This window comes from Novosphingobium sp. FKTRR1, assembly GCF_020404405.1.
GTDB lineage: Bacteria > Pseudomonadota > Alphaproteobacteria > Sphingomonadales > Sphingomonadaceae > Novosphingobium.
Genome location: NZ_JAIZDA010000005.1, coordinates 120,810 through 144,377, shown reverse-complemented (window position 1 = coordinate 144,377; position 23,568 = coordinate 120,810). Strand labels below are relative to the sequence as shown.

The window sequence follows — 23,568 nt, the reverse complement described above, 5'->3', positions numbered from 1 at the left end:
GCCATGGCACTTGCCGACATTCGTTGTGAGGCGCTCGCTGATGCTCGCTGACAAGGACCGCATCTTCACCAACGTCTATGGCTTCCAGCCATGGAACCTTGCCGCCGCGCAGGCGCGGGGCGATTGGGACAACACCAAGGCGCTGCTCGAACGCGGGCAAGACGCGATCATTCAGGAAATCAAGGATTCCGGCCTGCGCGGTCGTGGCGGTGCTGGCTTCCCCACCGGCATGAAGTGGTCGTTCATGCCCAAGGAAAGCAAGGACGGCCGTCCCAGCTTTCTGGTCATCAACGCCGACGAATCCGAACCCGGTTCGTGCAAGGACCGCGAAATCATCCGTCACGATCCGCACAAGCTGATCGAGGGCGCGCTGGTTGCGGGCTTCGCGATGCGCGCCCGCGCCGCCTACATCTACATTCGCGGTGAATACATCCGCGAAGCCGAAACGCTGTTCGCCGCAGTGCGCGAAGCTTATGACGCTGGGCTGCTGGGCAAGAACGCGGCTGGTTCGGGCTATGACTTCGACGTGTTCGTGCATCGCGGCGCGGGCGCCTACATCTGCGGCGAAGAAACCGCGATGATCGAAAGCCTTGAAGGCAAGAAGGGCCAGCCCCGCCTGAAGCCGCCGTTCCCGGCTGGCGCGGGCCTTTACGGCTGCCCGACCACGGTCAACAACGTGGAATCGATCGCGGTTGCGCCCACGATCCTGCGGCGCGGCGCGGGCTGGTTCTCCAGCTTCGGGCGCGACAACAACAAGGGCACCAAGCTGTTCCAGATCAGCGGGCACGTGAACCGTCCCTGCGTGGTCGAGGAAGAGATGAGCATCCCGTTCAGCGAGTTGATCGAGAAGCATTGCGGTGGAATTCGCGGCGGCAAGGACAACCTGCTGGCCGTGATCCCCGGTGGATCGTCGGTGCCGCTGGTTCCGGCCGACCAGATCTGGGACGCACCGATGGACTTCGACGGCCTGCGCGCAGTCGGTTCGGGTCTTGGCACAGCGGCGGTGATCGTCATGGACAAGTCCACCGACATCGTCCGCGCGATCAGCCGCCTGTCGTACTTCTACAAGCACGAAAGCTGCGGCCAGTGCACGCCGTGCCGCGAAGGCACCGGCTGGATGTGGCGGGTGATGGAGCGTCTGCGCACTGGCGATGCCGATGTGTCGGAGATCGATATGCTCCAGCAGGTGACCAAGCAGGTCGAAGGCCACACCATCTGCGCGCTGGGTGACGCGGCGGCATGGCCGATCCAGGGCCTGATCCGCCACTTCCGCCCCGAAATCGAACGTCGCATTGCCGATCGATCGGCACTGTCGGAGGCCGCAGAGTAATGCCCAAGGTCAAAGTAGACGGCGTTGAGCTTGAAGTTCCTGCGGGCGCAACCGTGCTGCAGGCGTGCGAGCTGGCCGGCAAGGAAATCCCGCGCTTCTGCTATCACGAGCGGCTGAGCATCGCTGGCAACTGCCGCATGTGTCTGGTCGAAGTGAAGCCCGGACCGCCCAAGCCGCAGGCTTCGTGCGCGCTGCCCGCCAGCGAAGGCCAGGAAATCCGTACGGATTCCGAGATGGTCAAGAAGGCGCGCGAAGGGGTGATGGAGTTCCTCCTCATCAACCACCCGCTCGACTGCCCGATCTGCGATCAGGGCGGCGAATGCGATCTGCAGGACCAGTCTGTTGCCTATGGCCGTGGCGGTTCGCGCTATCACGAGCACAAGCGCGCGGTCACCGAAAAGACCATGGGCCCGCTGATCAAGACGGTGATGACCCGCTGCATCCACTGCACCCGCTGCGTGCGGTTCAGCGAGGAAGTGGCCGGGGTCGATGAAATCGGCGCGCTCTATCGCGGCGAGGGTATGCAGATATCGACATACCTTGAACAGGCCGCGCGCCACGAACTGTCAGCCAACGTCATCGACTTGTGCCCGGTCGGTGCGCTCACCAGCCGCCCTTATGCGTTCGAAGCGCGTCCGTGGGAGCTGAAAAAGACCCTTTCTATCGACGTGTCGGACGCTGTTGGCGCCAACATTCGCCTCGACAGTCGTGGCCGCGAAGTGCTGCGCGCACTGCCGCGCGTCAACGATGACGTGAACGAGGAATGGCTGTCTGACCGGGGCCGCTATCTGGTCGATGGGTTGACCCGCCGCCGTCTCGACAAGCCGTGGCTGCGCCGCGACGGCAAGCTGCAGGCCGCTACCTGGGCCGAAGCATTTGCCGCCGTCGCGGCGATCAATCCGGGCTCATCGGTGGCGGTGATCGCTGGCGATCTGGTCGATTGCGAAACCCAGTTCGCCGCCAAGCAACTGGCCGCCGCGCTCGGCTCCTCGCTGCTCGAAGGCCGCCAGACCGGCATGGCCTATGACACCTCGAACCTGGCGGCGGTGAATTTCAATTCGACGATCGCCGGGATCGAGAACGCCGACGCGATCCTGATCCTTGGCAGCAACGTGCGCGACGAAGCGCCGTTGCTCAACCCGCGTCTGCGCAAGGCGGCCAAGAAGGGCGCCAAGGTCTTCGTGATCGGCCCGAAGTGGGAACCGACCTATCCGGCCACTTTCCTCGGCGAAGATGCGGCGATCATCAACGAACTGCCCGCCGAAGTCGTCGCCGCGTTCGAAGCTGCCGCACGTCCGGCGATCATCGTCGGCGGGGCTGGGCTTGCCAAGGGCGGACTGGAAGCCGGCCTTGCCTTCTCGGCACGGTTCAACCTGGTGCGAGACGGCTGGAGTGGCTTCAACGTGCTGCACATGGCCGCCGCGCGCATGGGCGGGCTGATGCTCGGCTATGCGCAGAAGGGCGGCTTGGCCGATATCGTTGCCGCGCAGCCCAAGCTGGTCATCTCGCTCGGCGCGGATGAAGTCGACTGGACCAAGTTTGCCAATTCGATGATCGTGCATATCGGCCATCACGGCGACAAGGCGGCGCACGCTGCCGACGTGATCCTGCCCGGTGCTGCGTTCAGCGAGAAGGACGGCACTTACGTCAACACCGAAGGCCGCGTGCAGTTCGCCGAAAAGGCCGTGTTCGCACCGGGTGACGCGCGTGAGGACTGGACGATCCTGCGCGCGCTGGCCGATGCCTTCGGCGTTTCGGTCGGGTTCGACAGCTTTGCCGAACTGCGCGCCGCGATGATCGCGCAAGTGCCCGCGCTGGGCGCAGAAGGGCTGGCGTTCTATGGCGATCTGCCCGCCGCGCCGCAGGGTGCACGTGCCGATGGCGTGATCGCGGCCTATCCGATCAAGGACCACTACCTCACCAACGCGATCAGCCGCGCCAGCCCGACGCTGCAGCGCTGCTCGGCGGAACTGCTGCACGGTGAAGTTCAAGCGGAGGCGGCGGAATGAGCTGGTTTTCCCTTCCACCGGTCGAACGCTTCGTCTCGTGGGGCATGCCCTATGAATGGGCGTGGGGCGTGGCGACCGTGGTCGACATCCTGCTGATCGCGCTGCCGCTGATGCTCGGCGTCGCGATGATCATCTATGCCGACCGCAAGATTTGGGCGGCCATGGCACTGCGCCGTGGCCCCAACGTGGTCGGACCGTTCGGGCTGCTCCAGTCATTCGCCGACGGCTTGAAGGTGTTCCTGCAGGAAACCATCATCCCGAGCGCGGCGAACAAGGGCCTGTTCCTGCTCGCGCCGATTATTACTTTCACCGTCGCGCTGATGGCTTGGGCGGTGATCCCGTTCAATTCGGGCGCGGTGCTGGGTAACATCAACGTCGGCTTGCTCTACGTCCTCGCGATCTCGTCGCTCGGTGTTTACGGCGTGGTGATCGCAGGCTGGGCGTCGAACTCGAAGTATCCGTTCTTCTCGGCGATGCGCGCATCGGCCCAGATGATCAGCTACGAGGTCTCGATCGGCTTCATCCTGATCTGCGTGGTGCTGTGGGCTGGGTCGTTCAACCTGAACGACATCGTCAAGGCGCAGAAGGATCACATCTGGATCATCAACGGCTTCGTCGCGAACCCGCTGCTGTTTCCGATATGGGTGATGTTCCTCATTTCTGGCATGGCCGAAACAGCGCGCGCGCCGTTCGACTTGACCGAGGCGGAAAGCGAGCTCGTCGCGGGTTACCAGACCGAGTATTCCTCGATGGCCTTCGCGCTCTACTGGCTGGGCGAATATGCCAACGTGCTGTTGATGTGCGCGCTCAACGCCACGCTGTTCTGGGGTGGCTATCTGCCGCCGCTGGATATTCCGATCCTGTACTGGATTCCGGGCGTGGTCTGGCTGCTGGGCAAGATCCTGTTCTTCTTCTTCATCTTCAGCTGGGTGAAGGCCACCGTACCACGGTACCGCTATGACCAGCTGATGCGTCTTGGCTGGAAGATTTTCCTGCCGTTGTCGCTGGTCTTCGTGTTCCTGATCAGCGGATACCTCATGGCTACCGGACACTTCGCATGACCGCCGCCCAACTCATCAAGAGCTTCACCCTGTGGGAGTTCGTGAAGGCGCACTGGCTGACCTTGAAGTACTTCTTCAAGCCCAAGGCGACGATCAACTACCCGTTCGAGAAGAACCCGATGAGCCCACGCTTCCGGGGTGAACACGCGCTGCGCCGCTATCCCAACGGCGAGGAACGCTGCATCGCGTGCAAACTGTGCGAGGCGGTATGCCCGGCTCAAGCGATCACGATCGAGGCCGAACCGCGCGATGACGGCAGCCGCCGCACCACGCGCTACGACATCGACATGACCAAGTGCATCTACTGCGGCTTCTGTCAGGAAGCCTGTCCGGTGGATGCCATCGTTGAAGGGCCGAACTTCGAATTCGCGACCGAAACGCGCGAAGAGCTGCTCTATGACAAGGCCAAGCTGCTTGCGAACGGGGACAAGTGGGAGCGCGCGATCGCTGCCAATCTTGAAGCCGACGCACCGTACCGGTAAGGGGCCGCGCAGACCATGATCCAGGCATTCGCCTTTTATCTGTTCGCCACCCTGATGTTGTTCAGCGGTGCGGTGACGATCTTTTCGCGCAACCCGGTGCATTCGGTGCTGTGGCTGATCCTTGCGTTCTTCAACGCGGCCGGGCTGATGGTGCTCGTCGGGGCAGAGTTCATCGCCATGCTGCTGGTGATCGTCTATGTCGGCGCGGTCGCGGTGCTGTTCCTGTTCGTGGTGATGATGCTCGACATCGATTTCGCCGAACTGCGCGCCGGGTTCGTCCGCAACTTCCCGCTTGGCCTGCTGCTCGCGGTGGTGCTGTTTGTCGAACTGTTCGTCGGCCTTGTGGTCGACAATGCGGGCGGCCTCGCCATCGGCAAAACCTCGGGCGCCGCGGCGCAAGGTGCGCTGTCGAACACCGAGGCTATCGGCGCTCTGCTGTATACCCGGTACTTGTTCCTGTTCGAAGCGGCTGGCGTGATCCTGCTCGTCGCCATGATCGGGGCCATCGTGTTGACCCATCGCCAGCGCAGCGGCGTACGCGGCCAGAACGTGGCCAAGCAGAACGCGCGCCGCCCGGACGAGGCGACCGTCAACATGCAGCCTGAAATCGGCAAGGGGGTTTCGCTGTGATCGGCATCACGCACTATGTCATCGTCAGCACGATCCTGTTCGTGCTCGGCGTGCTCGGCATCATCCTTAACCGCAAGAACGTCATCATCATGCTGATGTCGATCGAGCTGATCCTGCTGTCGGTGAACCTGAACCTGGTCGCGTTCAGCGCGTTCCTTGGCGATCTGGTTGGGCAGATCTTCGCGATGTTCGTGCTGACCGTTGCGGCGGGTGAAGCCGCCATCGGCCTGGCCATTCTTGTCATCTACTTCCGGGGTCGTGGGACGATTGCGGTCGATGACGTCAACCGGATGAAAGGCTGAGACCACCGTCATGTCGTCTTCCATCCTGATCATCGTGTTCCTGCCGCTGCTTGCCGCCATCGTGGCGGGGCTGGGCAACAAGACGCTGGGCTTCGTGCCAAGCAAGCTGGTGACCACCGGCGCGCTGTTCATCAGTTGTGCGCTGTCGTGGCCGATCTTCCTGTCGTTCCTGTCGGGCGACGCGCACGAAGTGGTCGTACCCGTGCTCCACTGGGTGAAGTCGGGCAATCTCGATTTCGCCTGGGCCTTGCGGGTCGATGCGCTGACAGCGGTCATGCTGGTGGTTGTCACCAGTGTTTCGGCGCTCGTCCACCTGTACTCTTGGGGCTACATGAGCGAGGAGCCGGACCAGCCGCGCTTCTTCGCCTACCTCTCGCTGTTCACCTTCGCCATGCTCATGCTGGTGACGGCGGACAATCTGGTGCAGATGTTCTTCGGCTGGGAAGGCGTCGGCCTTGCCTCGTACCTGTTGATCGGGTTCTGGTTCCGCAAGCCCAGCGCCAATGCCGCCGCGATGAAGGCTTTCGTGGTCAACCGCGTGGGTGACCTTGGTTTCATGCTCGGGATTTTCGGTGTGTTTCTGGTGTTCGGCACCGTGTCGATCCCGGCGATCCTGCACAACGCACCTGCCGTGCTGAACGGCTCGACCATCGGTTTCCTCGGCTATCGCTTCCATACCGCCACGGTGCTGTGCATCCTGTTGTTCATCGGCGCGATGGGCAAGTCGGCGCAGCTTGGCCTGCACACCTGGTTGCCCGACGCGATGGAAGGCCCGACCCCGGTGTCGGCGCTGATCCACGCCGCCACGATGGTCACCGCCGGCGTGTTCATGGTCTGCCGCTTGTCGCCGCTGTTCGAAACGAGCCCGACCGCGCTCGGTTTTGTCACCTTCATCGGCGCGGCGACCTGTTTCTTTGCCGCCACTGTCGGCACGACGCAGACCGACATCAAGCGCGTGATCGCCTATTCGACTTGTTCGCAACTGGGCTACATGTTCTTTGCTGCAGGCGTCGGAGCCTATGGCGCGGCGATGTTCCACCTGTTCACGCACGCATTCTTCAAGGCGCTGCTGTTCCTCGGCGCTGGTTCGGTGATCCACGCGATGCACCACGAACAGGACATGCGGTATTATGGTGGGCTGCGTAAGAAGATTCCGGTCACGTTCTGGGCGATGACCGCGGGCACGCTGGCGATCACCGGCGTTGGTATCGTCGATGTAGCCGGGTTTGCGGGCTTCTATTCCAAGGACGCTATCCTCGAGGCAGCCTATGCGCGCGGTACCGAGCTGTCGCACTTCGCCTTCTTCATGGGCATCTTCGCCGCGTTGCTGACCAGCTTCTATTCGTGGCGCCTGGTGTTCCTGACCTTCTTCGGCAAGCCGCGCTGGGAACAATCCGAGCATATCCAGCACGCTGTTCACGACGCGCACGGGCATGACGATCATGGTCATGACCATGCAAACGATCATGCCCATCACGGTCATGACGACCACGCGCACAGCGATGGCACGGCGGGCTATCACCCGCACGAGAGCCCCGTGGTCATGCTCATCCCGTTGATCGTGCTGTCGATCGGTGCGGTGCTGGCGGGCTTTGTGTTCAACCACGCCTTCATTTCCGAAGGCACGGGCGAATTCTGGAAGGGCGCGCTGGTGTTCAATGAACACCTCATCCACGCCGCGCACCACGTGCCGACCTGGGTGAAGTGGGCTCCGTTCGGGGTGATGACCACTGGCCTTGCGATCGCGCTCTACGCCTACATCGTCAACCCGCGGTTCCCGGCGGCGTTCGTCGAGCAGTTCGCCTTCCTCTATCGCTTCCTGCTCAACAAGTGGTACTTCGACGAACTCTACGAAGTGGTGTTCGTGAAGCCCGCGTTGTGGCTTGGCCGCGTGTTCTGGAGGGTCGGCGATATCGGCATCATCGATCGCTTCGGCCCGAACGGTGCGGCCTGGGTGGTCAAGCAGGGCAGCCGCGCGGCGGTGAAACTGCAGACCGGATACCTCAACAGCTATGCGCTGGTCATGCTCGTCGGCCTTGTCGGCGCGATCAGCTGGGTGATTGCACGATGACTGGTTCTTCCGTGGGCGGCTTTCCGATCCTTTCGCTGATGCTGCTGGTGCCGCTGGTCGGTGCGGTTGCCTCTCTCAAGGCCAATCGCGAACAGGCCCGCCTGATCGCGCTTGTAGCGACGTTGATCGATTTCGCATTGGGCGTGGTGCTGTGGGCTTCCTACGACATCGGCGGCGCGCAGTGGCAGTTCACCGAACATGCTGCGGTGTTCACTGGCTTTGAATGGAAGCTGGGGATCGACGGCATTGCACTGGTGTTGATTGCGCTGACTGTGTTCCTGATGCCGATCTGCATCGGGGCCAGCTGGAACTCGATCGAGAAGCGCGCTGGTGAATACTATGCGGCGTTCCTGTTGATGGAAACGCTGATGATCGGCGTGTTCACGGCGCAGGATCTGTTCCTGTTCTACATCATGTTCGAAGCCGGTCTGATCCCGATGTACCTGATCATCGGCATCTGGGGCGGGGCCGATCGGATCTACGCCAGCTACAAGTTCTTCCTCTATACGCTGCTCGGCTCGGTGCTGATGCTGATCGCGATGTTCTGGATGGTGAACGAGGCCGGCACCAGCGACATTCCGACATTGATGACCCACCACTTCCCTGTCGGTGCTCAGAATCTGCTGTTCCTCGCCTTCTTTGCCAGCTTTGCGGTCAAGATGCCGATGTGGCCGGTGCACACCTGGTTGCCCGACGCCCACGTGCAGGCGCCGACCGCCGGTTCGGTGATCCTTGCGGGCGTGCTGCTCAAGATGGGCGGCTATGGCTTCATCCGCTTTTCGCTGCCGATGTTCCCCGAAGCCTCGGCGCACTTCGCGCCGCTGGTCTGGGGGCTGTCGATGGCGGCAGTAGTGATCACCTCGCTGATCGCGCTGGTACAGCACGACATCAAGAAGCTGATTGCCTATTCGTCGGTCGCGCACATGGCGATTGTCACGATCGGCCTGTTCGCCTTCAATCAGCAGGGCCTCGAAGGCTCGATGATCGTCATGCTCAGCCACGGTCTGGTGGCGGGTGCCTTGTTCCTTGCCGTCGGCGTGATCTACGATCGACTGCACACGCGCGAAATCGATCGCTACGGCGGTCTGGCCATCAACATGCCGTACTACGCGGTGTTCTTCCTGCTGTTCACCATGGCCTCGATCGGTTTGCCGGGCACCAGCGGGTTCGTCGGCGAGTTCCTCTCGCTGCTGGGCATTTATCAGGAATCGAGCTGGGTGGCGCTGGTCTGCACGACCGGTATCATCCTCGGCGCAGCCTATATGCTCTACCTCTATCGCAGAGTGGTGTTCGGGGCGCAGAAGAACGCCGACGCCGCCGCCATGCCTGACCTTGATGCCCGTGAATGGGCGATGATGGTGCCGCTTGCCGCCGTGGTGCTGTGGATGGGCATCTATCCTGAATCGTTCCTCGCGCCGATGCGCAAGGATATCGCCGTGGTTGAACAGCGGATCGACGCGGCCAAGCCCAAAGGTGATGCCAACGTGAAGATTGCGGCCGTCACGCCGGTTGCTGCCGAGGCCGGGGAGGCCAAGTGATGAACCTGCTCCATTCGCTCCAGCTGACCGCTGCTGAAGAACTGATCAGCGTCGCAGGCTTGGTCCTGTTGCTCGTTGCGGCTTGGTCGGGCGACCGTGCCTCGCGCGCCATTTCGATCGCGACGGTCGGTGTGCTCGTCGCCGCAGCAGCAATTGCGCTGCCGGCGCTGTGTGGCAGCCTTGCCGGCGCCGACGTGTCCGCCTTTGGTGGTCAGTACAAGGCAGACGCCTTTTCCGCGTTTGCCAAGCTGCTGATCTATGTCGGCGCGGCGGTGACGTTGATCGTTGCCCCGGCGTTCTTTGACCGGTTCCGCGCCATGCGGGCGGAGTTTCCGATCCTTGTCCTGTTCGCCGCGCTCGGCATGGGCATCATGGTTTCGGCCGGTGACTTGCTGACCCTGTACATCGGACTCGAACTCAACAGCCTTGCCGCTTATGTCCTCGCCGCGTTCCTGCGTACTGACGATCGTTCGGCCGAAGCGGGCCTCAAGTATTTCGTGCTCGGCTCGCTCGCTAGCGGCATCCTGCTCTATGGCATCAGCCTGACCTACGGTTTCTCGGGTACGACCAGCTTTGACGCCATCCGCGTGGCTTATGCGCACGGCATGTCGATTGGCGCGACCTTCGGCATGGTGCTGATCCTTGTCGGCCTCGGCTTCAAGATCAGTGCCGCGCCGTTCCACATGTGGACGCCCGACGTCTATGAAGGCGCGCCGACCCCGGTGACGACATTCTTCGCCACCGCGCCCAAGGTTGCCGCACTCGGCCTGCTGATGCGGATCAGCCTCGAAGCCTTTGGCGCACAGCCCGACGCATGGCGTCAGGTGATCGTCGCGGCATCGTTGTTGTCGATCGTGGTCGGTGCGCTCGGCGCGATCGGTCAGTCCAACATCAAGCGGCTGATGGCCTACTCATCGATCAACAACGTCGGCTTCATGCTGATCGGCCTTGCCGCCGGAACCAAGGCGGGCGCTTCGGCGATGCTGGTCTATCTGGCAATCTACGTTGCGATGTCGGTGGCCGGTTTCGTCGCCATCCTGATGCTGCGCGATGCTGACGGCAATCAGGTCGAGACGATCGCCGATCTTGGCGGTCTGTCGCGCACCCGCCCGGGCCTTGCCGCGGCGTTGGCGATGGTCATGTTCAGCCTTGCCGGTATTCCTCCGCTGTTCGGGTTCTGGGGCAAGTTCGTGGTGTTTCAGGCGGCGGTACAAGCCAACCTGCTCGCGCTTGCCTCGATCGGAATCGCCGCTTCGGTCATCGGCGCGTTCTACTACCTCAAGGTAGTGAAAGTGCTCTATTTCGACGAACCGACCGACAAGGTGCAGGGCAATTCGGATCTGGCGCACTCGATCCTGCTGGTGGTGTTCAGTGTGGTCCTGTCGCCCCTTGGTTATCTGCTGACCGGGTGGCTGAACACGCTGGCTAGCAGCGCTGCGTCCGCTCTGTTCCACGTCGTTTGATTTTGTCCGCGGGCTGACTGAGCGGCACACTTGATCGAGACCGTCCCCGAGATCGGCTCGACCAACGCCGCCTTGCTTGCGCGTCTTGCCAGTGGTGACGCGCCGGGTGAGGGGGACTGGCTGGTTGCTGACCGGCAGGTTTCCGGGCGTGGGCGTGCCGGGCGGGTGTGGACCGATGGTTTCGGCAATTTCATGGGCTCGACGATAGTCCACTTGCAATCATCGGACCCACCGCCACAGACGCTTTCGCTGGTCGCAGGCGTAGCGCTTCATGACACGGTGGCGGCACACTGCCCCGGACTTGCTGACCTTGCGCTGAAATGGCCGAACGACCTGCTTGCAGGCGGCGCCAAACTGGCTGGCATATTGCTGGAACGGCAAGGCGACGCAGTGGTTGTCGGCATCGGCGTCAACCTTGCGCAAGCGCCAGACGTACCCGGGCGGAGCACCGCCGCATTGGCCGAACTGGGTTTTCCCATTGCGCGCGATGCCTTTGCGCAATTGCTGGACCAGCGCTGGCAACTTGCGCTCGCTCGCTGGCATTCGGGTGATTGGTCAGGACTGCGCGCGGACTGGTTGGCTGCAGCGCATCCGGTGGGCACGCTGTTATCAGCCCACGATCATGACCATGGTCAGGTGACCGGCGCCTTTGCCGGCATTGATCCGTTCGGTGTTGCGCTTCTGCGCTTGGCGGACGGCAAGGTCCATGCCATCCACGCCGGTGACTTGGAACACGTGAGGGACTGATGCTGCTGGCTGTCGATGTCGGGAACACCAACGTCGTGTTCGCGCTGATTGAGGGACGCGAGATCAAGGGGCGTTGGCGCATCGCGACCGACCCCCGGCGCACCGCCGACGAATACGCCGTCTGGCTGCTGCAACTCATGCAGTTGCAGGGTTTCGACCCTGCGACGGTCGGCCAGTTCGTGATCTGTACGGTCGTTCCTCGTGCCATGCACAACCTGCAGGTACTGGCGCAGAAGTATTTCAAGCTCGATGCCCAGGTGGCTGGAGAACCGCCGCTTGAGTGGGGCTTTGTCGCCGACGTCGATCAGCCGAGTACGGTCGGCGCAGATCGAGCCGTCAATGCAGTGGCAGCGCATGCGCGCTATCCGGGCGATCTGATCGTGGTCGATTTCGGCACCGCAACGACCTTTGACGTGATCGACCCGGACGGCATCTACAAGGGCGGCATCATTGCGCCGGGCATCAACCTGTCGCTCGACGCGCTGGTCAATGCCGCTGCAAAGCTGCCCCGCATCGCGGTCGAGGCGCCGCGCGGCAACAATCGGAGCGTGATCGGGCGCAACACCGAAGACGCCATGCACATCGGTGTGTTCTGGGGCTACGTTGCCATGATGGAGGGCCTGATTGCCCGGTTGCGTGCCGAAATCGGGCGACCCCTCAGTATTATCGCCACGGGCGGCCTTGCCGTGCTATTCCACGAACATACATCGATCTTTGATCACGTTGATACCGACCTCACGCTCGATGGTCTGGCCATTCTGGCCGAACGAGCGCGGGGCTGATCGCGCCACATCCGGCGCGTGCCTAGATAGAACAGGATAGTAAGTGACCCCAGGGAAGGAATTGCTGTTCCTCGCGCTCGGCGGATCGGGCGAGATCGGAATGAACGTCAACCTCTATGGCTGCAACGGCAAGTGGCTGATGGTAGATCTGGGGATGACCTTTGCGGACCCGCACTATCCCGGCGTCGATCTGGTCTTTGCCGATCTGGAATTCATCGAGGATCGGGCCAAGGATCTGGTCGGCATCGTGCTGACCCACGCACACGAAGACCACATCGGCGCGGTGCCCTATTTCGCGCGCGAACTGGGTGTGCCGCTTTACGCTACACCGTTCACTGCGCGGCTCGTCCATGAAAAGCTGGTCGAGGCCGGGATCGAAAAGGACGTCGAACTCATCGTCATTCCCAACGAAGGCTCGATCGACCTCGCTCCGTTCGCGGTGCGTTATGTGCCGTTGGCGCACTCGATTGCCGAGGGCAATGCGCTGGTCATCGATACGCCCTATGGCCGGGTATTCCACACCGGCGACTGGAAGCTGGATGACGAGCCGCGCATCGGCACGCCTGCAACCGAAGAAGAATTGACCGCGATCGGCGACAGCGGCGTGCTGGCGCTGGTGTGCGATTCCACAAACGTGTTCAATCCGCGCGCTTCCGGGTCCGAAGGCGAGGTGCGCGCAGGCTTGCTGGAAGCGATCAGCGGGCTTGAGGGGCGGCGTGTGGTCGTGACCACGTTCGCCTCCAACGTGGCGCGGCTGCAGACGCTGGCCGAAGTGGCTGAAGCGACCGGGCGCGAACTGTGCGTTGCGGGGCGTTCGCTCGACCGGATCATCGGCGTGGCACAAGCGAGCGGCTATCTAGAGGATTTCCCTGACGTCATCAGCATGGAACGGGCGATGGGCTTGCCGCGCGGCGAAGTGCTGATTCTGGCGACTGGCGGGCAGGGTGAGGCGCGCGCCGCACTGGCGCGCATTGCCGGGGATCAGCATCCGATCAAGCTTGAAAGCGGCGATGCGGTGGTGTTCTCCAGCCGGCAGATTCCCGGGAACGAACTGGCAATTGGCCGAATTCAGAATTCGCTGGTCGATAAGGGCGTCCGCATCATCACCGACAAACAGGCGATGATTCACGTTTCAGGCCACCCTGGCCGCCCGGAACTGATCGCGCTGTATGACTGGATTCGTCCGCAGATGCTTGTCCCGGTGCACGGCGAGATCCGCCACATGGCCGAACAGGCACGGCTGGGGCGCGAAGAGGGGATTCCCCGCGCCATCCTGCAGAAGAACGGCGATCTTGTCCGTCTTGCCCCCAATGGACCGCACAAGATCAGCGAAGTGCGGGCTGGCCGGCTGATTCTGGATGGCGACATCATCGCGCCCGCTGACGGCGAATCGATCGGCGCGCGGCGTCGCCTGGCCAACAACGGGCTGGTCTCGGTGGCGCTGGCGGTCAGCCGCGATGGGCGCCTGACCTCGGGGGTGGACCTTGGTGCCATCGGATTGCCGCTGGAGGAGGATCTGGAGGCGTTCGAAGCCGAGGCGCGTGATGACGTGACCAAGGCGCTCGCTGCCCTCAAGGGAGATCGGCGGCGCGACCGTGTGGCCGTTGCCGAAGCGGTGCGGCTTGCGGTACGACGCGCAGCGCAGCGTTGGTCCGGCAAGAAGCCGGTGGTCCAGGTGTTGCTGCGCGAAGATTGAGAGGAACCGTCGCGATGCGCCCGTTTTCGATGCTGGCGATCTATGTGCTGATGTGGGTGATGTGCGCGTTCGTGGTGCTGCCCTTCGGTGTGCGCACACCCGACGAGCTTGGCGTGGAGAAAGTGCCCGGGCAGGCGCACAGCGCGCCCGCCAATTTTCGACCACGCGTGATCGTCCTGCGCACTACGCTGCTTTCGCTGGCGGTGTTCGTGCTGTTCTTCGCAAATTACCGCTATGGCTGGATCGTGCCTGCCGACCTCGACATCTCGCCGTTGATCGGCCTGAAGTAAGGCGCGGCGTTGCGGCTTTACACGCCTTCGAGTGCGTACCCTGCCGAACGCACGGTGCGTACCGGATCAGCAAGGCCGGGAAGGGCAATCGCCTGACGCAAGCGGCGGATGTGCACATCGACGGTGCGCAGTTCGATGTCGCTGCCGCTGCCCCAGACCGCATCGAGCAGTTGCCCGCGCGAAAAGACGCGGCCGGGGTGCTCCATGAAGTGGCGCAGCAGCCGGAACTCGGTCGGCCCGATCTTGATCGACTGGCCGCACCGGGTGACGCGGTGCGCCGTGGGATCGAGCGAGAGATCGCCGACCGTGATCGTTTCGCCCGCCAGAGCCGGACGGACACGACGCAAAACGGCGCTGACGCGTGCGATCAGCTCGCGCGGCGAAAAGGGCTTGGTGACATAGTCGTCAGCGCCGATTTCCAGCCCGCGAACCCGGTCATCCTCATCGCTACGCGCGGTCAGCATGATGATCGGGACATGCGCGGTCGACTTGTTGCGGCGCAGACGGCGGCAAACCTCGATCCCGCTGGTCCCGCCGATCATCCAGTCCAGCAGAACCAGATCGGGCGTTTCCTCGGCGGCAAGCAGCAGAGCCTCGTCACCATCGTCGGTGGTGCGCACTTCGTAGCCCTCGCCACGAAAGCGGTATTCCACCAACTCGGCCAGCGCCGCGTCATCTTCGACCAGCAGCAGCTTTGGCGCAGACATTGTCAATTCCCCCGAGCGCGGGCCAGTGGGAAGCATGTCCCACCGGCCATGCCTTGCGAAAACACGGCAAATGTTACGGTGTCATGACTTGGCATCAGAACGCCGGTGGCGGCACTTCCTCACGCTCGGGCAAATAGGTGCCTGTTGCGGCATAGTGTACCATTTCGGCAATGTTCGTGGCGTGATCGCCGATCCGTTCGATGTTTCGCGCGACAAACATCAGTTGCGCCACGCTGCTGATCGTCGCCGGGTTTTCGACCATGTACGACACAAAATTGCGGAAGATGCTGTCGTAGAACGCATCGACCCGCGCATCGCGCTGCACGATTTCTGCAGCGGCGGCTGCATCGCGTGCGGCAAAGGCGGTCAGCACGTCATGAACCATATCGGCGGCCATCTCGTTCATCACCGGCAACAGGGTCAGCGGCTCGAACCGCTTGCGCCCCTCGATATGGCCGACCCGCTTGGCGATGTTCTTGGCGTAGTCACCGATGCGTTCGATCACACCGGCGATCTTCAACGCGGCGATGACTTCGCGCAAGTCATCGGCCATGGGAGCGCGCAATGCCAGCACACGCACGGCCAGGCGATCGACTTCGCCTTCAAGCTGATCGATCCGCTTGTCGCGGGCGATGACGCCTGCTGCCAGTTCCTCGTTGCCGGAAATCAGAGCGTCCATCGCTTCAGCGATCGAAAGTTCGGCCAGCCCGCCCATCTCGGCGACCAGCCCGCGCAGGCGGGTAATATCCTCGTCAAACGCCTTGACGGTATGTTCGGCCACCATTGCGCGCTCCTCAGCCGTACCGGCCAGTAATGTAGTCCTTGGTGCGTTCTTCACGCGGGTTCGTGAAGATGTCCGACGTTGTGCCGTACTCCACGATCTTGCCAAGGTGGAAGAAGGCCGTCCGTTGCGACACACGGGCGGCCTGCTGCATCGAATGGGTAACGATCACGATGGCATAGCGGCCACGCAGTTCGTAGATAAGTTCCTCGATCCGCGCCGTGGCGATCGGGTCGAGCGCCGAGCACGGCTCATCCATCAGGATCACTTCGGGATCGACGGCGATCGCGCGCGCGATGCACAGGCGCTGTTGCTGCCCGCCCGAAAGTGCCGTGCCGCTGTCGTTCAGGCGGTCTTTGACCTCGTCCCACAACCCGGCGCGCTTGAGCGAGCTTTCGACGATGCCGTCCAGTTCGCTCTTGCTGCCTGACAGGCCATGGATGCGCGGGCCATAGGCGATGTTTTCATAGATCGACTTGGGGAACGGGTTGGGCTTCTGGAACACCATGCCCACCCGCGCGCGCAGCTGCACCACGTCCATGCCCGAGCGGTAGATGTCCTCACCGTCGAGCAGGATCTCGCCTTCGACCCGTGCGCTGGCGATTGTATCGTTCATACGGTTGAGCGTGCGCAGGAAGGTTGACTTGCCACAGCCCGACGGGCCGATGAACGCGGTCACATAGCTTTGCGGGATGTCGATCGACACGTTGTCGATGGCGCGCTTCTGGCCGTAGAACACCGAGACGTCGCGCGCACTGATCTTGGGCGCGCCGACGGGATCGGGGAAGTTGTGCGCTGGTGGTGCCTGGATCGACACCGATGGTTCGGCCTGGGTGACGGACGCGTTCATGTTACCACCGTTTCTCGAAGCGGTTGCGCAGATAGATGGCAAGGCCGTTCATGACGAGGAGAAAGATCAGCAGCACGACGATTGCCGCGCTGGTACGTTCGATGAAGCCACGGTCGATTTCGTCCGACCACAGGAAGATCTGCACCGGCAACACGCTCGATGGCGAGGTGATGTCACCCGGCGGGCTGGCGACAAATGCGCGCATGCCGATCATCAGCAGCGGCGCGGTCTCGCCCAGCGCGCGGGCCATGCCGATGATCGTACCGGTCAGGATGCCCGGCAACGCCAACGGCAGAACGTGGTTGAACACCACCTGCACCGGGCTGGCGCCGATCCCGAGCGCCGCATCGCGGATCGACGGTGGTACGGCCTTGATCGCGTTGCGGCCCGAAATGACAATCACCGGCATCGTCATCAGGGCCAGGGTCATGCCGCCGATGATCGGGGCAGAACGCCAGTTGGGGAACAGGCCGAGGAACACGGCGAGCCCGAGCAAACCGAAAATGATCGAGGGGACCGCCGCCAGATTGTTGATCGAAATCTCGATCAGGTCGGTCCAGCGATTCTTGGTGGCGTATTCCTCAAGATAGAGCGCCGCCAGTACCCCGACCGGGAAAGCGAGGACCAGCGTGATGAGCATGGTCATCATCGAACCCTTCAGCGCGCCCCAGATGCCGACGACTTGCGGGCTGGTGGCGTCCGAACGGGCAAGGAAGCCCCAGTCGAACACGCGGGCGATCTTGCCGGCCTTGGCCAGAGTGCCCACGTTGGCAAGCAGCGCAGGATCGCCGCTCCCGCGCATGGCGTTGGCAACGTCATCGCTGGCAGGCAGCGACAGGTCGATCTTGTCCTTGTCGAGCAGGCTCGGCTCGGCGACCAGTTTGCGGCCGGCATCGCGCCATGCAGCGGGGCCAAGCAGAGCGGCGCCGCCATGGCCGAGTTGTTCTTCGGCTGCGGTATCGATCACCAGCGGCAGACCCGCGCTGTCGAGCGCGGCGAGCGGATCGGCCTGCGCCAGCCGGGCCGGGTCGATCAGTAACTGGCCCTTGACCGGGATGGTCATCCGCACTTCGGTGCGGTGGAACCCGGCGAGGCCGTTCGATCCCATCGAAACCAGCAGGAAGGCCAGCACAAGTACCGAAAAAGCGACCGCCGCAAACCCGCTCAGGCGGAACAGCCGGTCATAAGCGTAACGACGCTTCAGGCCTGCCTGCATTCGCGCCTGACGCGCAGCGCGCAGGGCGTCTGCGGCCTTGGCGTCGGTCGTGGCACCGGCCGGTGCGTCGGGAGAGGGCGTTGCGGTCATGCCGGGCTCACTCATAGGCTTCGCGGTAACGCTTGACCACGCGCAGCGCGAGGAAGTTGAGCGCCAGCGTAACAAGGAACAGGACCATGCCGAGCGCAAAGGCCGACAGGGTTGCCGGATGGTCGAAACTGCCTTCGCCGGTCAGCATGGCGACGATCTGGAAGGTGACCGTGGTCATCGACTGGAACGGGTTGGCGGTCAGGTTGGCGGCGGCACCTGCGGCCATCACCACGATCATGGTCTCGCCGATCGCGCGGCTGATCGCCAGCATGACGCCCGCCACGATGCCCGGAAGCGCTGCCGGAACGAGCACGCGGCTGATCGTTTCGGCCTTGGTTGCGCCCATCGCCAGGCTGCCGTCGCGCATCGCCTGCGGCACCGCCGCGATGGAATCGTCGGCCATCGAGGAGACGAACGGGATGATCATCACCCCCATCACCAGACCCGCTGCCATCGCGCTTTCGGTCGAGGCATTGGCGATGCCGATGCCTTGCGCGAAATCACGAACGGCCGGGGCCACGGTAAGCGCCGCGAAATAGCCGTAAACCACCGTCGGCACGCCTGCGAGGATTTCGAGCAGCGGCTTGATCACGCTGCGCACGCGCGGGGTGGCGTACTGGGTGAGGAAAATCGCGCTCATCAGGCCCAGCGGGATGGCGACGATCATGGCGATGATCGCGCCAATATAGATGGTGCCCCAGAACAGCGGGATCGCACCGAACTGCTTGCTGTCAACCGCGCCGCTGCTCATCGGGTCGGGCGCCCAATGTGTGCCGAACAGGAAATCGATCGGGTTGACCATCGAGAAGAAGCGGCCGGTCTCGAACACCAGGCTGGCGATGATCCCTGCGGTGGTCAGGATCGCCACGAGCGAGGCGAACAGCAGCACGTTGAGCACGACCCGTTCGACGCGGGTGCGCGCGGTGAAGTCTGGCCGCAACCGCAGGAACGAAAACGCGCCACCCGCGACGGCGACCACCAGCGTTACGACAATCCCGATCCCGTCGAACAGCGTGATCGCCGCGCGGAACGGGGCAACGAGCGCTTCGGCATCGGGGTTGAACACACCGGCGGCCGAACCGGTGGCCACAGCGCGCGCCTCGCTCAGCAGTGTGTCGCGCTCAAGCCCGAAAGCGGGCAGGACGGATGCGGCTGGATCGGCCAGAACATGGCCCAGTACCAACGAAGGGCTGATCGCGGCCCAGATCAGCGCAAACAGCACCGTCGGCAGCGCAATCCACAGCGCGACGTACCAGGCATGGAAACCCGGCAGCGAATGCAGCCGGGTTTCGGGTGCCTTGCGGCGGAAGGCCCAGGCCCGCGAGCGCCCTGCCAGCCAGCCGACAAGGCCCAGCCCGAAGGCCAGAAGGAACAATGTGGCTGGCGACATGACTTGGGTCGGTGTCCTTACTTCAGCTGCGAACCGTCAAGCAACGGCATCTCGCCCACGGCTTTGGCACTGGCGGCGAGCACCGCTTCTGGTGCAACAACCATGCCCTGCTTGGCAAGTACGCCATCCTTGCCCCACAGCTTTGACCATTCCGTGACATAAGCCTGAAGTCCCGGAATTGCCTTGAGATGCGCCTTCTTCACATAGATGTAGAGCGGGCGGGCACCGGGATAGCTGTAATCGGAAATCGTCGCGTAAGTGGGGGTGATGCCGCTCATCGTCAGGCCGATCAGCTTGTCGGCGTTTTCTTCGACGTACGAGAAGCCGAAGATGCCCACGGCCTTGGCGTTGGCTTCGATCTTCTGGACGATCAGGTTGTCGTTTTCACCGGCATCGACATAGGCGCCGTCCTCGCGAACTTCGCCGCAGACCTTGTCGTGCTTGTCCTTGTCGGTTTCCTTCAGCGCCTTCATTGCGGCGTCGGTATCGCAGCCCTTGGTCAGGATCAGTTCCTTGAGCGCATCGCGCGTGCCGCTGGTCGAGGGCGGGCCATAGACAAGGATCGCCTCGGCCGGCAGGGCAGGGTTCACATCGGCCCAGGTCTTGGCGGTATTGGGCTTGCCGAACGGGTTCTTGGCCAGCGCCTTGTACACGTCGACCGGGGTCAGGGGCAGGGCAAGACCTTGCTTGCTGCCGGCAAAGGCGACGCCATCAAGGCCGACCTGAATTTCGACGATGTCCTTGACGCCGTTCTTCTGGCAGTCGTCGAACTCGCTCTTCTTGATCCGGCGCGAGGCATTCTCGATGTCGGGGAACTGCGGGCCCACGCCAGCGCAGAACAGCTTCATGCCCGCGCCCGTGCCGGTCGATTCGATGATCGGCGACTTCACCGAAGCGTCGTTGCGCGCCAGCGATTCGGCCACAGCCTTGGCAAAGGGATAGACGGTGGAGGATCCGACCGCACGCACCTGATCGCGCGAACCACCGCCGGAACCGCCACATGCGGCGAGCGCAAGCGTGACCAGAGCAACAGCCGGAAAGCGAAGCATCGTTTTCGTGTTCATCGTGAAACCTCTTTGCGTCTGCGCGTCTGAGCAAGGCGGGGTCGCATTTCAGCCGCCAATGGTCGCCATGTGTGACGAATTTATGACAATGCGTCGATCTGCGGCTAGCTTCCCTCGATCGGGTTCAGTGTGAGGCGGATGGTAACGGTCGTGCCAACGCCCTGCTGGCTGGTGATGTCAAGCTTGCCGCGGTGCCGCTCGACAATATGCTTGACGATGGCAAGGCCAAGCCCGGTGCCCCCTGCCGCACGGCTGCGGCCCGGATCGGTGCGGTAAAAGCGCCGGGTCAGGTAGGGAATGTGATCGGGGTGGATGCCTTCGCCGCTGTCAGCCACCGACAACACGGCTTCGCTGCCCGATGGCGCCACGGATACCCGGACCTGCGCGCCGGGGTGACCGTACTTCATCGCGTTGTCGATCAGGTTGCGGATCACCTGATCGAGTTGCTGGCGGTCGCCGGTGACGATCGCCTCGCTCGCCTTGACGTCGATGCGCTCCTCGCCAGCGGTGATGGCGACTTCGGCTCCGATCGAGGTGACCATCTGGCCGAGGTCGATCCGGTCGCGCGGGGGATCGTGCTTTTCCGCCTCGATCCGCGACAATGACATCAGGTCTTCGACAAGGTGCTGCAACCGCTTTGCCTCACGCAGCACGGTTGCATGGAACCGCGCGCTGGTGGCCGCGTCGATCCGCGCGTCCGGGTCGGACAGCGTCTCGATATAGCCGATGATAGACGACAGCGGCGTGCGCAATTCATGGCTGGCATTGGCGACGAAATCGGTGTGGGAGCGGCTGATGTCGGCCTCAGCGGTGCGATTGACCAGTTCGATCAACGAAAAGCGCTGGTCGATGGCGACTTTGCGAACGTTCCAGATCGATCGCGCGCCGGTCAGGCCCTTGACCAGTGCGCTGCCCTCGGTCTTGTCCAGCAGCGTCACTGCTTCGGGGTGGCGTAGCGCGACGCGCGCATCCTGTCCGATGATGTGCGGGCCGAGCGTCTCACGCGCCGAACCGTTGGCCGCAGCGATCCGCTGGCCGTCGAGCATCAATACCGGCACGCTGAACGGCTCGACCAGATCGACCATTGCCTGACGCGAAACGCTGCCTTCGTCTTCGCGGCGCGTTTCGACCGTCGGTTCCGGGCTGGCCAGCCACAGACTGGCCAACCACAGGATCAACACTGCGACGACCAGCCAGATGTTGGTTTGCGCCACCAACAGGCCGATGGTCGTGGCAATCGCCACGAAGATCGACGACAGGGGCAGCGATTGCGGCGTCATGTCGGGCCTTTTGCGTGAAACCGGATGCAACTGGCCAACTCGCGCAGGCCGAAACTCAAACATTACAATAAGATGGATCGCTCCATCCGAATCGACGACCACATGCCGTTACAGACTGACCGGCGCGATATGCCAGCCCCCGATCCACGTGCAAGCGCGTAGCAGCCCTGTCACAATCTAAATCTGTGGGCACAATTCAAGACTATGGCCTGCCCTACGCCGGTTCTGCGTAAGCTGCGATTGTTACTGCTTGCGGTCTGTCCATCGGCCGATGTTTGGCATTGGCTTCCCCCGAGTGATTTGGGCCAGAGTGATTTGGGCCTGTGTGATTTGGGAGCGCGCGACATGGCTGTGTCTTGTCACATAAATGTCAAAAAGCGCGCCATGCAGGGGTGATATTGTCACCAATATGTCATAATTCGGCCGCGCATGAACGAGGGCGGATTGCGATGATGGCGACAAGGCTGATGGCGAGCATCTGTGCGGCACTGCTCTTGCCGCAGATCGCGCACGCGGCAACGGATACGCAGGCCTGGGAGACGCTTGGCGTTAATGTGGCGCTGGGCGATGGCTGGCGCGCTTCAAACGAGCTGGTCGTCCGTACGGGCGATGCCCGCGGGCTTTACGAGGTCGAGGAGAACGCGATGATCGGCTATCGCCTGCCGCATCGTGCGGTGACGCTGTGGCTGGGTTACACGCATGATCCCCAATACCTCCATGGCCATTATGCCGTCATGGAGAATCGCTTTCGGCAGCAGGTCTCGTTCGACAATCTGGGCAAAGTAGGGCCGATCCAGATCAGCGGCAGGCTCAGGCTGGAGGAGCGTTGGCGTCCCGGCATCGGCGCTACCGGCTGGCGTTTGCGCCCGTTCGTCCGGCTTGCCTCGCCGATCTGTGGGCACACGCTTCTGGTCGTGTCGAACGAGAGTTTTGTTCCGCTCAACCATGTGCCCTTTCAGGCGATCACCGGGTTGGATCGGATGCGCACCTTTGTCGGATTGGCAACGCCCCTGACCCGGCAATTCACGCTGGAAGCGGGCTACCTGAACCAGCATGCCTTCATCCGCAATGGCCCGGATAACGATGACCACGTGCTTTCGCTGGGGATCAACGCCACCCTTTGAACCGTCCACGCCGCATCGGCTCGGATGAAACAGCGGCGCCGTCATCCATTGTAAGCAGCGGCGTTGAGCAGTCGTCATGATCAACGAGCGGACCCAACCGGCGTAATCAACTGGCGTGGAGGGCAACCGCGAACGACACGATGGCGCCGAACAACAGCAACACCGATATACGCCCCCAAGCCAGCAGAGCGACCCGATCAAGGTCCGCACGGTTGTGGTGGCGGTGATCCAGAACGCCGCTGAACAGCGCCAGCGCGGCCATGACCGCGCCAGCCAATGCCAGCACGCCAGCCGTGCTTTCAGGCCAGGCAAGCACAGGGGTCAGCGCCGAGCCGCCTTGCCGGGGGCCACTTGCTCAGCCTTGCCCGAACCCCGCGCCACCGTGCGGCGAAACCTGTCGGACTTGCGCAAGGGCAGCAGCGGATCGAAGTCCAGATCGTCGCGCTGGATCAGGCGCCAGATCGCCAGCAGCATCAGCGCGTGATGCAGGACGACGGCGAAGATGTCGATCATCCGGGCACCCTTGCGACAGTTCGGGCACCACCTCGACCGGGGCCCATGACGGACTTGCCCGACCATATGGCCGGGATTGCCGCATACGCCAATAGCGGCGATACCTTAAGCGCTAGTTTGCTGGCCAGCACGCGGCTGCGGATCTATGGCCC

Annotated in this window: 23 protein-coding genes; 14 read left to right on the top strand and 9 right to left on the bottom strand. The window is 62.9% G+C overall.

Annotated features, from left to right (window positions below; genetic code table 11):
- Nucleotides 1-40 precede the first annotated feature (40 nt).
- Genes nuoF through LDN95_RS07490 form a run of 13 tightly spaced genes read left to right on the top strand, consistent with a single transcriptional unit; the run spans nucleotide 41 to nucleotide 14,401 of the window.
- Nucleotides 41-1,330, top strand: a complete 1,290-nt coding sequence (gene nuoF / locus LDN95_RS07550; RefSeq protein WP_226017045.1) for an NADH-quinone oxidoreductase subunit NuoF — start codon at nucleotides 41-43, stop codon at nucleotides 1,328-1,330.
- Nucleotides 1,330-3,339 carry an NADH-quinone oxidoreductase subunit NuoG gene (gene nuoG / locus LDN95_RS07545; RefSeq protein ID WP_226017044.1) on the top strand — a complete coding sequence of 670 codons (2,010 nt, stop codon included), beginning with the start codon at nucleotides 1,330-1,332 and terminating at the stop codon, nucleotides 3,337-3,339. The genes nuoF and nuoG overlap by 1 nt, the downstream gene beginning before the upstream one ends.
- Entirely contained in the window at nucleotides 3,336-4,400 is a 1,065-nt protein-coding gene (gene nuoH, locus LDN95_RS07540; protein ID WP_305082577.1) for an NADH-quinone oxidoreductase subunit NuoH, read from the top strand. The genes nuoG and nuoH overlap by 4 nt, the downstream gene beginning before the upstream one ends.
- Nucleotides 4,397-4,882 carry an NADH-quinone oxidoreductase subunit NuoI gene (gene nuoI / locus LDN95_RS07535; RefSeq protein WP_226017043.1) on the top strand — a complete coding sequence of 162 codons (486 nt, stop codon included), beginning with the start codon at nucleotides 4,397-4,399 and terminating at the stop codon, nucleotides 4,880-4,882. Before nuoH ends, nuoI begins: the two co-directional genes overlap by 4 nt.
- A 15-nt stretch (nucleotides 4,883-4,897) precedes the next feature.
- A complete protein-coding gene (locus tag LDN95_RS07530; protein WP_226017042.1) occupies nucleotides 4,898-5,512 on the top strand; it encodes an NADH-quinone oxidoreductase subunit J in 615 nt (204 codons plus the stop codon).
- Nucleotides 5,509-5,814 carry an NADH-quinone oxidoreductase subunit NuoK gene (nuoK, locus tag LDN95_RS07525; protein ID WP_226017041.1) on the top strand — a complete coding sequence of 102 codons (306 nt, stop codon included), beginning with the start codon at nucleotides 5,509-5,511 and terminating at the stop codon, nucleotides 5,812-5,814. Before LDN95_RS07530 ends, nuoK begins: the two co-directional genes overlap by 4 nt.
- Nucleotides 5,815-5,824: 10 nt before the next feature.
- Nucleotides 5,825-7,885 carry an NADH-quinone oxidoreductase subunit L gene (gene nuoL, locus LDN95_RS07520; protein WP_226017040.1) on the top strand — a complete coding sequence of 687 codons (2,061 nt, stop codon included), beginning with the start codon at nucleotides 5,825-5,827 and terminating at the stop codon, nucleotides 7,883-7,885.
- An 11-nt stretch (nucleotides 7,886-7,896) separates the two neighbouring features.
- The gene (locus LDN95_RS07515) at nucleotides 7,897-9,423 is read left to right on the top strand and encodes an NADH-quinone oxidoreductase subunit M (RefSeq protein ID WP_226017096.1); all 1,527 of its coding nucleotides are present in this window, start codon (nucleotides 7,897-7,899) and stop codon (nucleotides 9,421-9,423) included.
- Nucleotides 9,423-10,886 (top strand): NADH-quinone oxidoreductase subunit NuoN, encoded by a 1,464-nt coding sequence (gene nuoN, locus LDN95_RS07510; RefSeq protein WP_226017039.1) that lies wholly within the window; start codon nucleotides 9,423-9,425, stop codon nucleotides 10,884-10,886. The genes LDN95_RS07515 and nuoN overlap by 1 nt, the downstream gene beginning before the upstream one ends.
- 30 nt (nucleotides 10,887-10,916) lie before the next feature.
- Nucleotides 10,917-11,633, top strand: a complete 717-nt coding sequence (locus LDN95_RS07505) for a biotin--[acetyl-CoA-carboxylase] ligase (protein ID WP_226017038.1) — start codon at nucleotides 10,917-10,919, stop codon at nucleotides 11,631-11,633.
- A complete protein-coding gene (locus LDN95_RS07500) occupies nucleotides 11,633-12,415 on the top strand; it encodes a type III pantothenate kinase (protein WP_226017037.1) in 783 nt (260 codons plus the stop codon). The genes LDN95_RS07505 and LDN95_RS07500 overlap by 1 nt, the downstream gene beginning before the upstream one ends.
- A 43-nt stretch (nucleotides 12,416-12,458) precedes the next feature.
- Complete coding sequence (locus tag LDN95_RS07495) at nucleotides 12,459-14,111, top strand: ribonuclease J (protein ID WP_226017036.1); 1,653 nt, start codon at nucleotides 12,459-12,461, stop codon at nucleotides 14,109-14,111.
- Between the two features lie 14 nt (nucleotides 14,112-14,125).
- Nucleotides 14,126-14,401 carry a DUF1467 family protein gene (locus tag LDN95_RS07490; protein ID WP_226017035.1) on the top strand — a complete coding sequence of 92 codons (276 nt, stop codon included), beginning with the start codon at nucleotides 14,126-14,128 and terminating at the stop codon, nucleotides 14,399-14,401.
- 17 nt (nucleotides 14,402-14,418) lie between these two features.
- Here LDN95_RS07490 and phoB read toward each other — a convergent pair whose 3' ends face one another.
- The 7 genes from phoB to LDN95_RS07455 form a co-directional block, all read right to left on the bottom strand.
- Entirely contained in the window at nucleotides 14,419-15,108 is a 690-nt protein-coding gene (gene phoB / locus LDN95_RS07485; RefSeq protein WP_226017034.1) for a phosphate regulon transcriptional regulator PhoB, read from the bottom strand.
- 94 nt (nucleotides 15,109-15,202) lie between these two features.
- On the bottom strand, nucleotides 15,203-15,892 hold the full coding sequence (gene phoU / locus LDN95_RS07480) for a phosphate signaling complex protein PhoU (protein WP_226017033.1): 690 nt from the start codon (nucleotides 15,890-15,892) through the stop codon (nucleotides 15,203-15,205).
- 10 nt (nucleotides 15,893-15,902) lie between these two features.
- Complete coding sequence (gene pstB / locus LDN95_RS07475; protein WP_226017032.1) at nucleotides 15,903-16,739, bottom strand: phosphate ABC transporter ATP-binding protein PstB; 837 nt, start codon at nucleotides 16,737-16,739, stop codon at nucleotides 15,903-15,905.
- Nucleotide 16,740: 1 nt separating this feature from the next.
- Nucleotides 16,741-18,045 carry a phosphate ABC transporter permease PstA gene (gene pstA, locus LDN95_RS07470; protein ID WP_370631663.1) on the bottom strand — a complete coding sequence of 435 codons (1,305 nt, stop codon included), beginning with the start codon at nucleotides 18,043-18,045 and terminating at the stop codon, nucleotides 16,741-16,743.
- A 7-nt stretch (nucleotides 18,046-18,052) separates the two neighbouring features.
- Complete coding sequence (gene pstC / locus LDN95_RS07465) at nucleotides 18,053-19,435, bottom strand: phosphate ABC transporter permease subunit PstC (protein WP_226017031.1); 1,383 nt, start codon at nucleotides 19,433-19,435, stop codon at nucleotides 18,053-18,055.
- A gap of 17 nt (nucleotides 19,436-19,452) precedes the next feature.
- On the bottom strand, nucleotides 19,453-20,499 hold the full coding sequence (locus LDN95_RS07460) for a substrate-binding domain-containing protein (protein ID WP_226017030.1): 1,047 nt from the start codon (nucleotides 20,497-20,499) through the stop codon (nucleotides 19,453-19,455).
- Between the two features lie 104 nt (nucleotides 20,500-20,603).
- On the bottom strand, nucleotides 20,604-21,779 hold the full coding sequence (locus LDN95_RS07455; protein WP_226017029.1) for a cell wall metabolism sensor histidine kinase WalK: 1,176 nt from the start codon (nucleotides 21,777-21,779) through the stop codon (nucleotides 20,604-20,606).
- Nucleotides 21,780-22,246: 467 nt separating this feature from the next.
- Between LDN95_RS07455 and LDN95_RS07450 the strand changes: the two genes are divergently transcribed.
- Nucleotides 22,247-22,903, top strand: coding sequence for a DUF2490 domain-containing protein (locus LDN95_RS07450; RefSeq protein WP_226017028.1), 657 nt, complete (start codon nucleotides 22,247-22,249; stop codon nucleotides 22,901-22,903).
- A 106-nt stretch (nucleotides 22,904-23,009) separates the two neighbouring features.
- Here LDN95_RS07450 and LDN95_RS07445 read toward each other — a convergent pair whose 3' ends face one another.
- Together LDN95_RS07445 and LDN95_RS07440 are read right to left on the bottom strand one after the other, a co-directional pair.
- Entirely contained in the window at nucleotides 23,010-23,219 is a 210-nt protein-coding gene (locus tag LDN95_RS07445; protein ID WP_226017027.1) for a hypothetical protein, read from the bottom strand.
- A gap of 5 nt (nucleotides 23,220-23,224) precedes the next feature.
- The gene (locus LDN95_RS07440) at nucleotides 23,225-23,416 is read right to left on the bottom strand and encodes a hypothetical protein (protein WP_226017026.1); all 192 of its coding nucleotides are present in this window, start codon (nucleotides 23,414-23,416) and stop codon (nucleotides 23,225-23,227) included.
- Nucleotides 23,417-23,568: the final 152 nt, after the last annotated feature.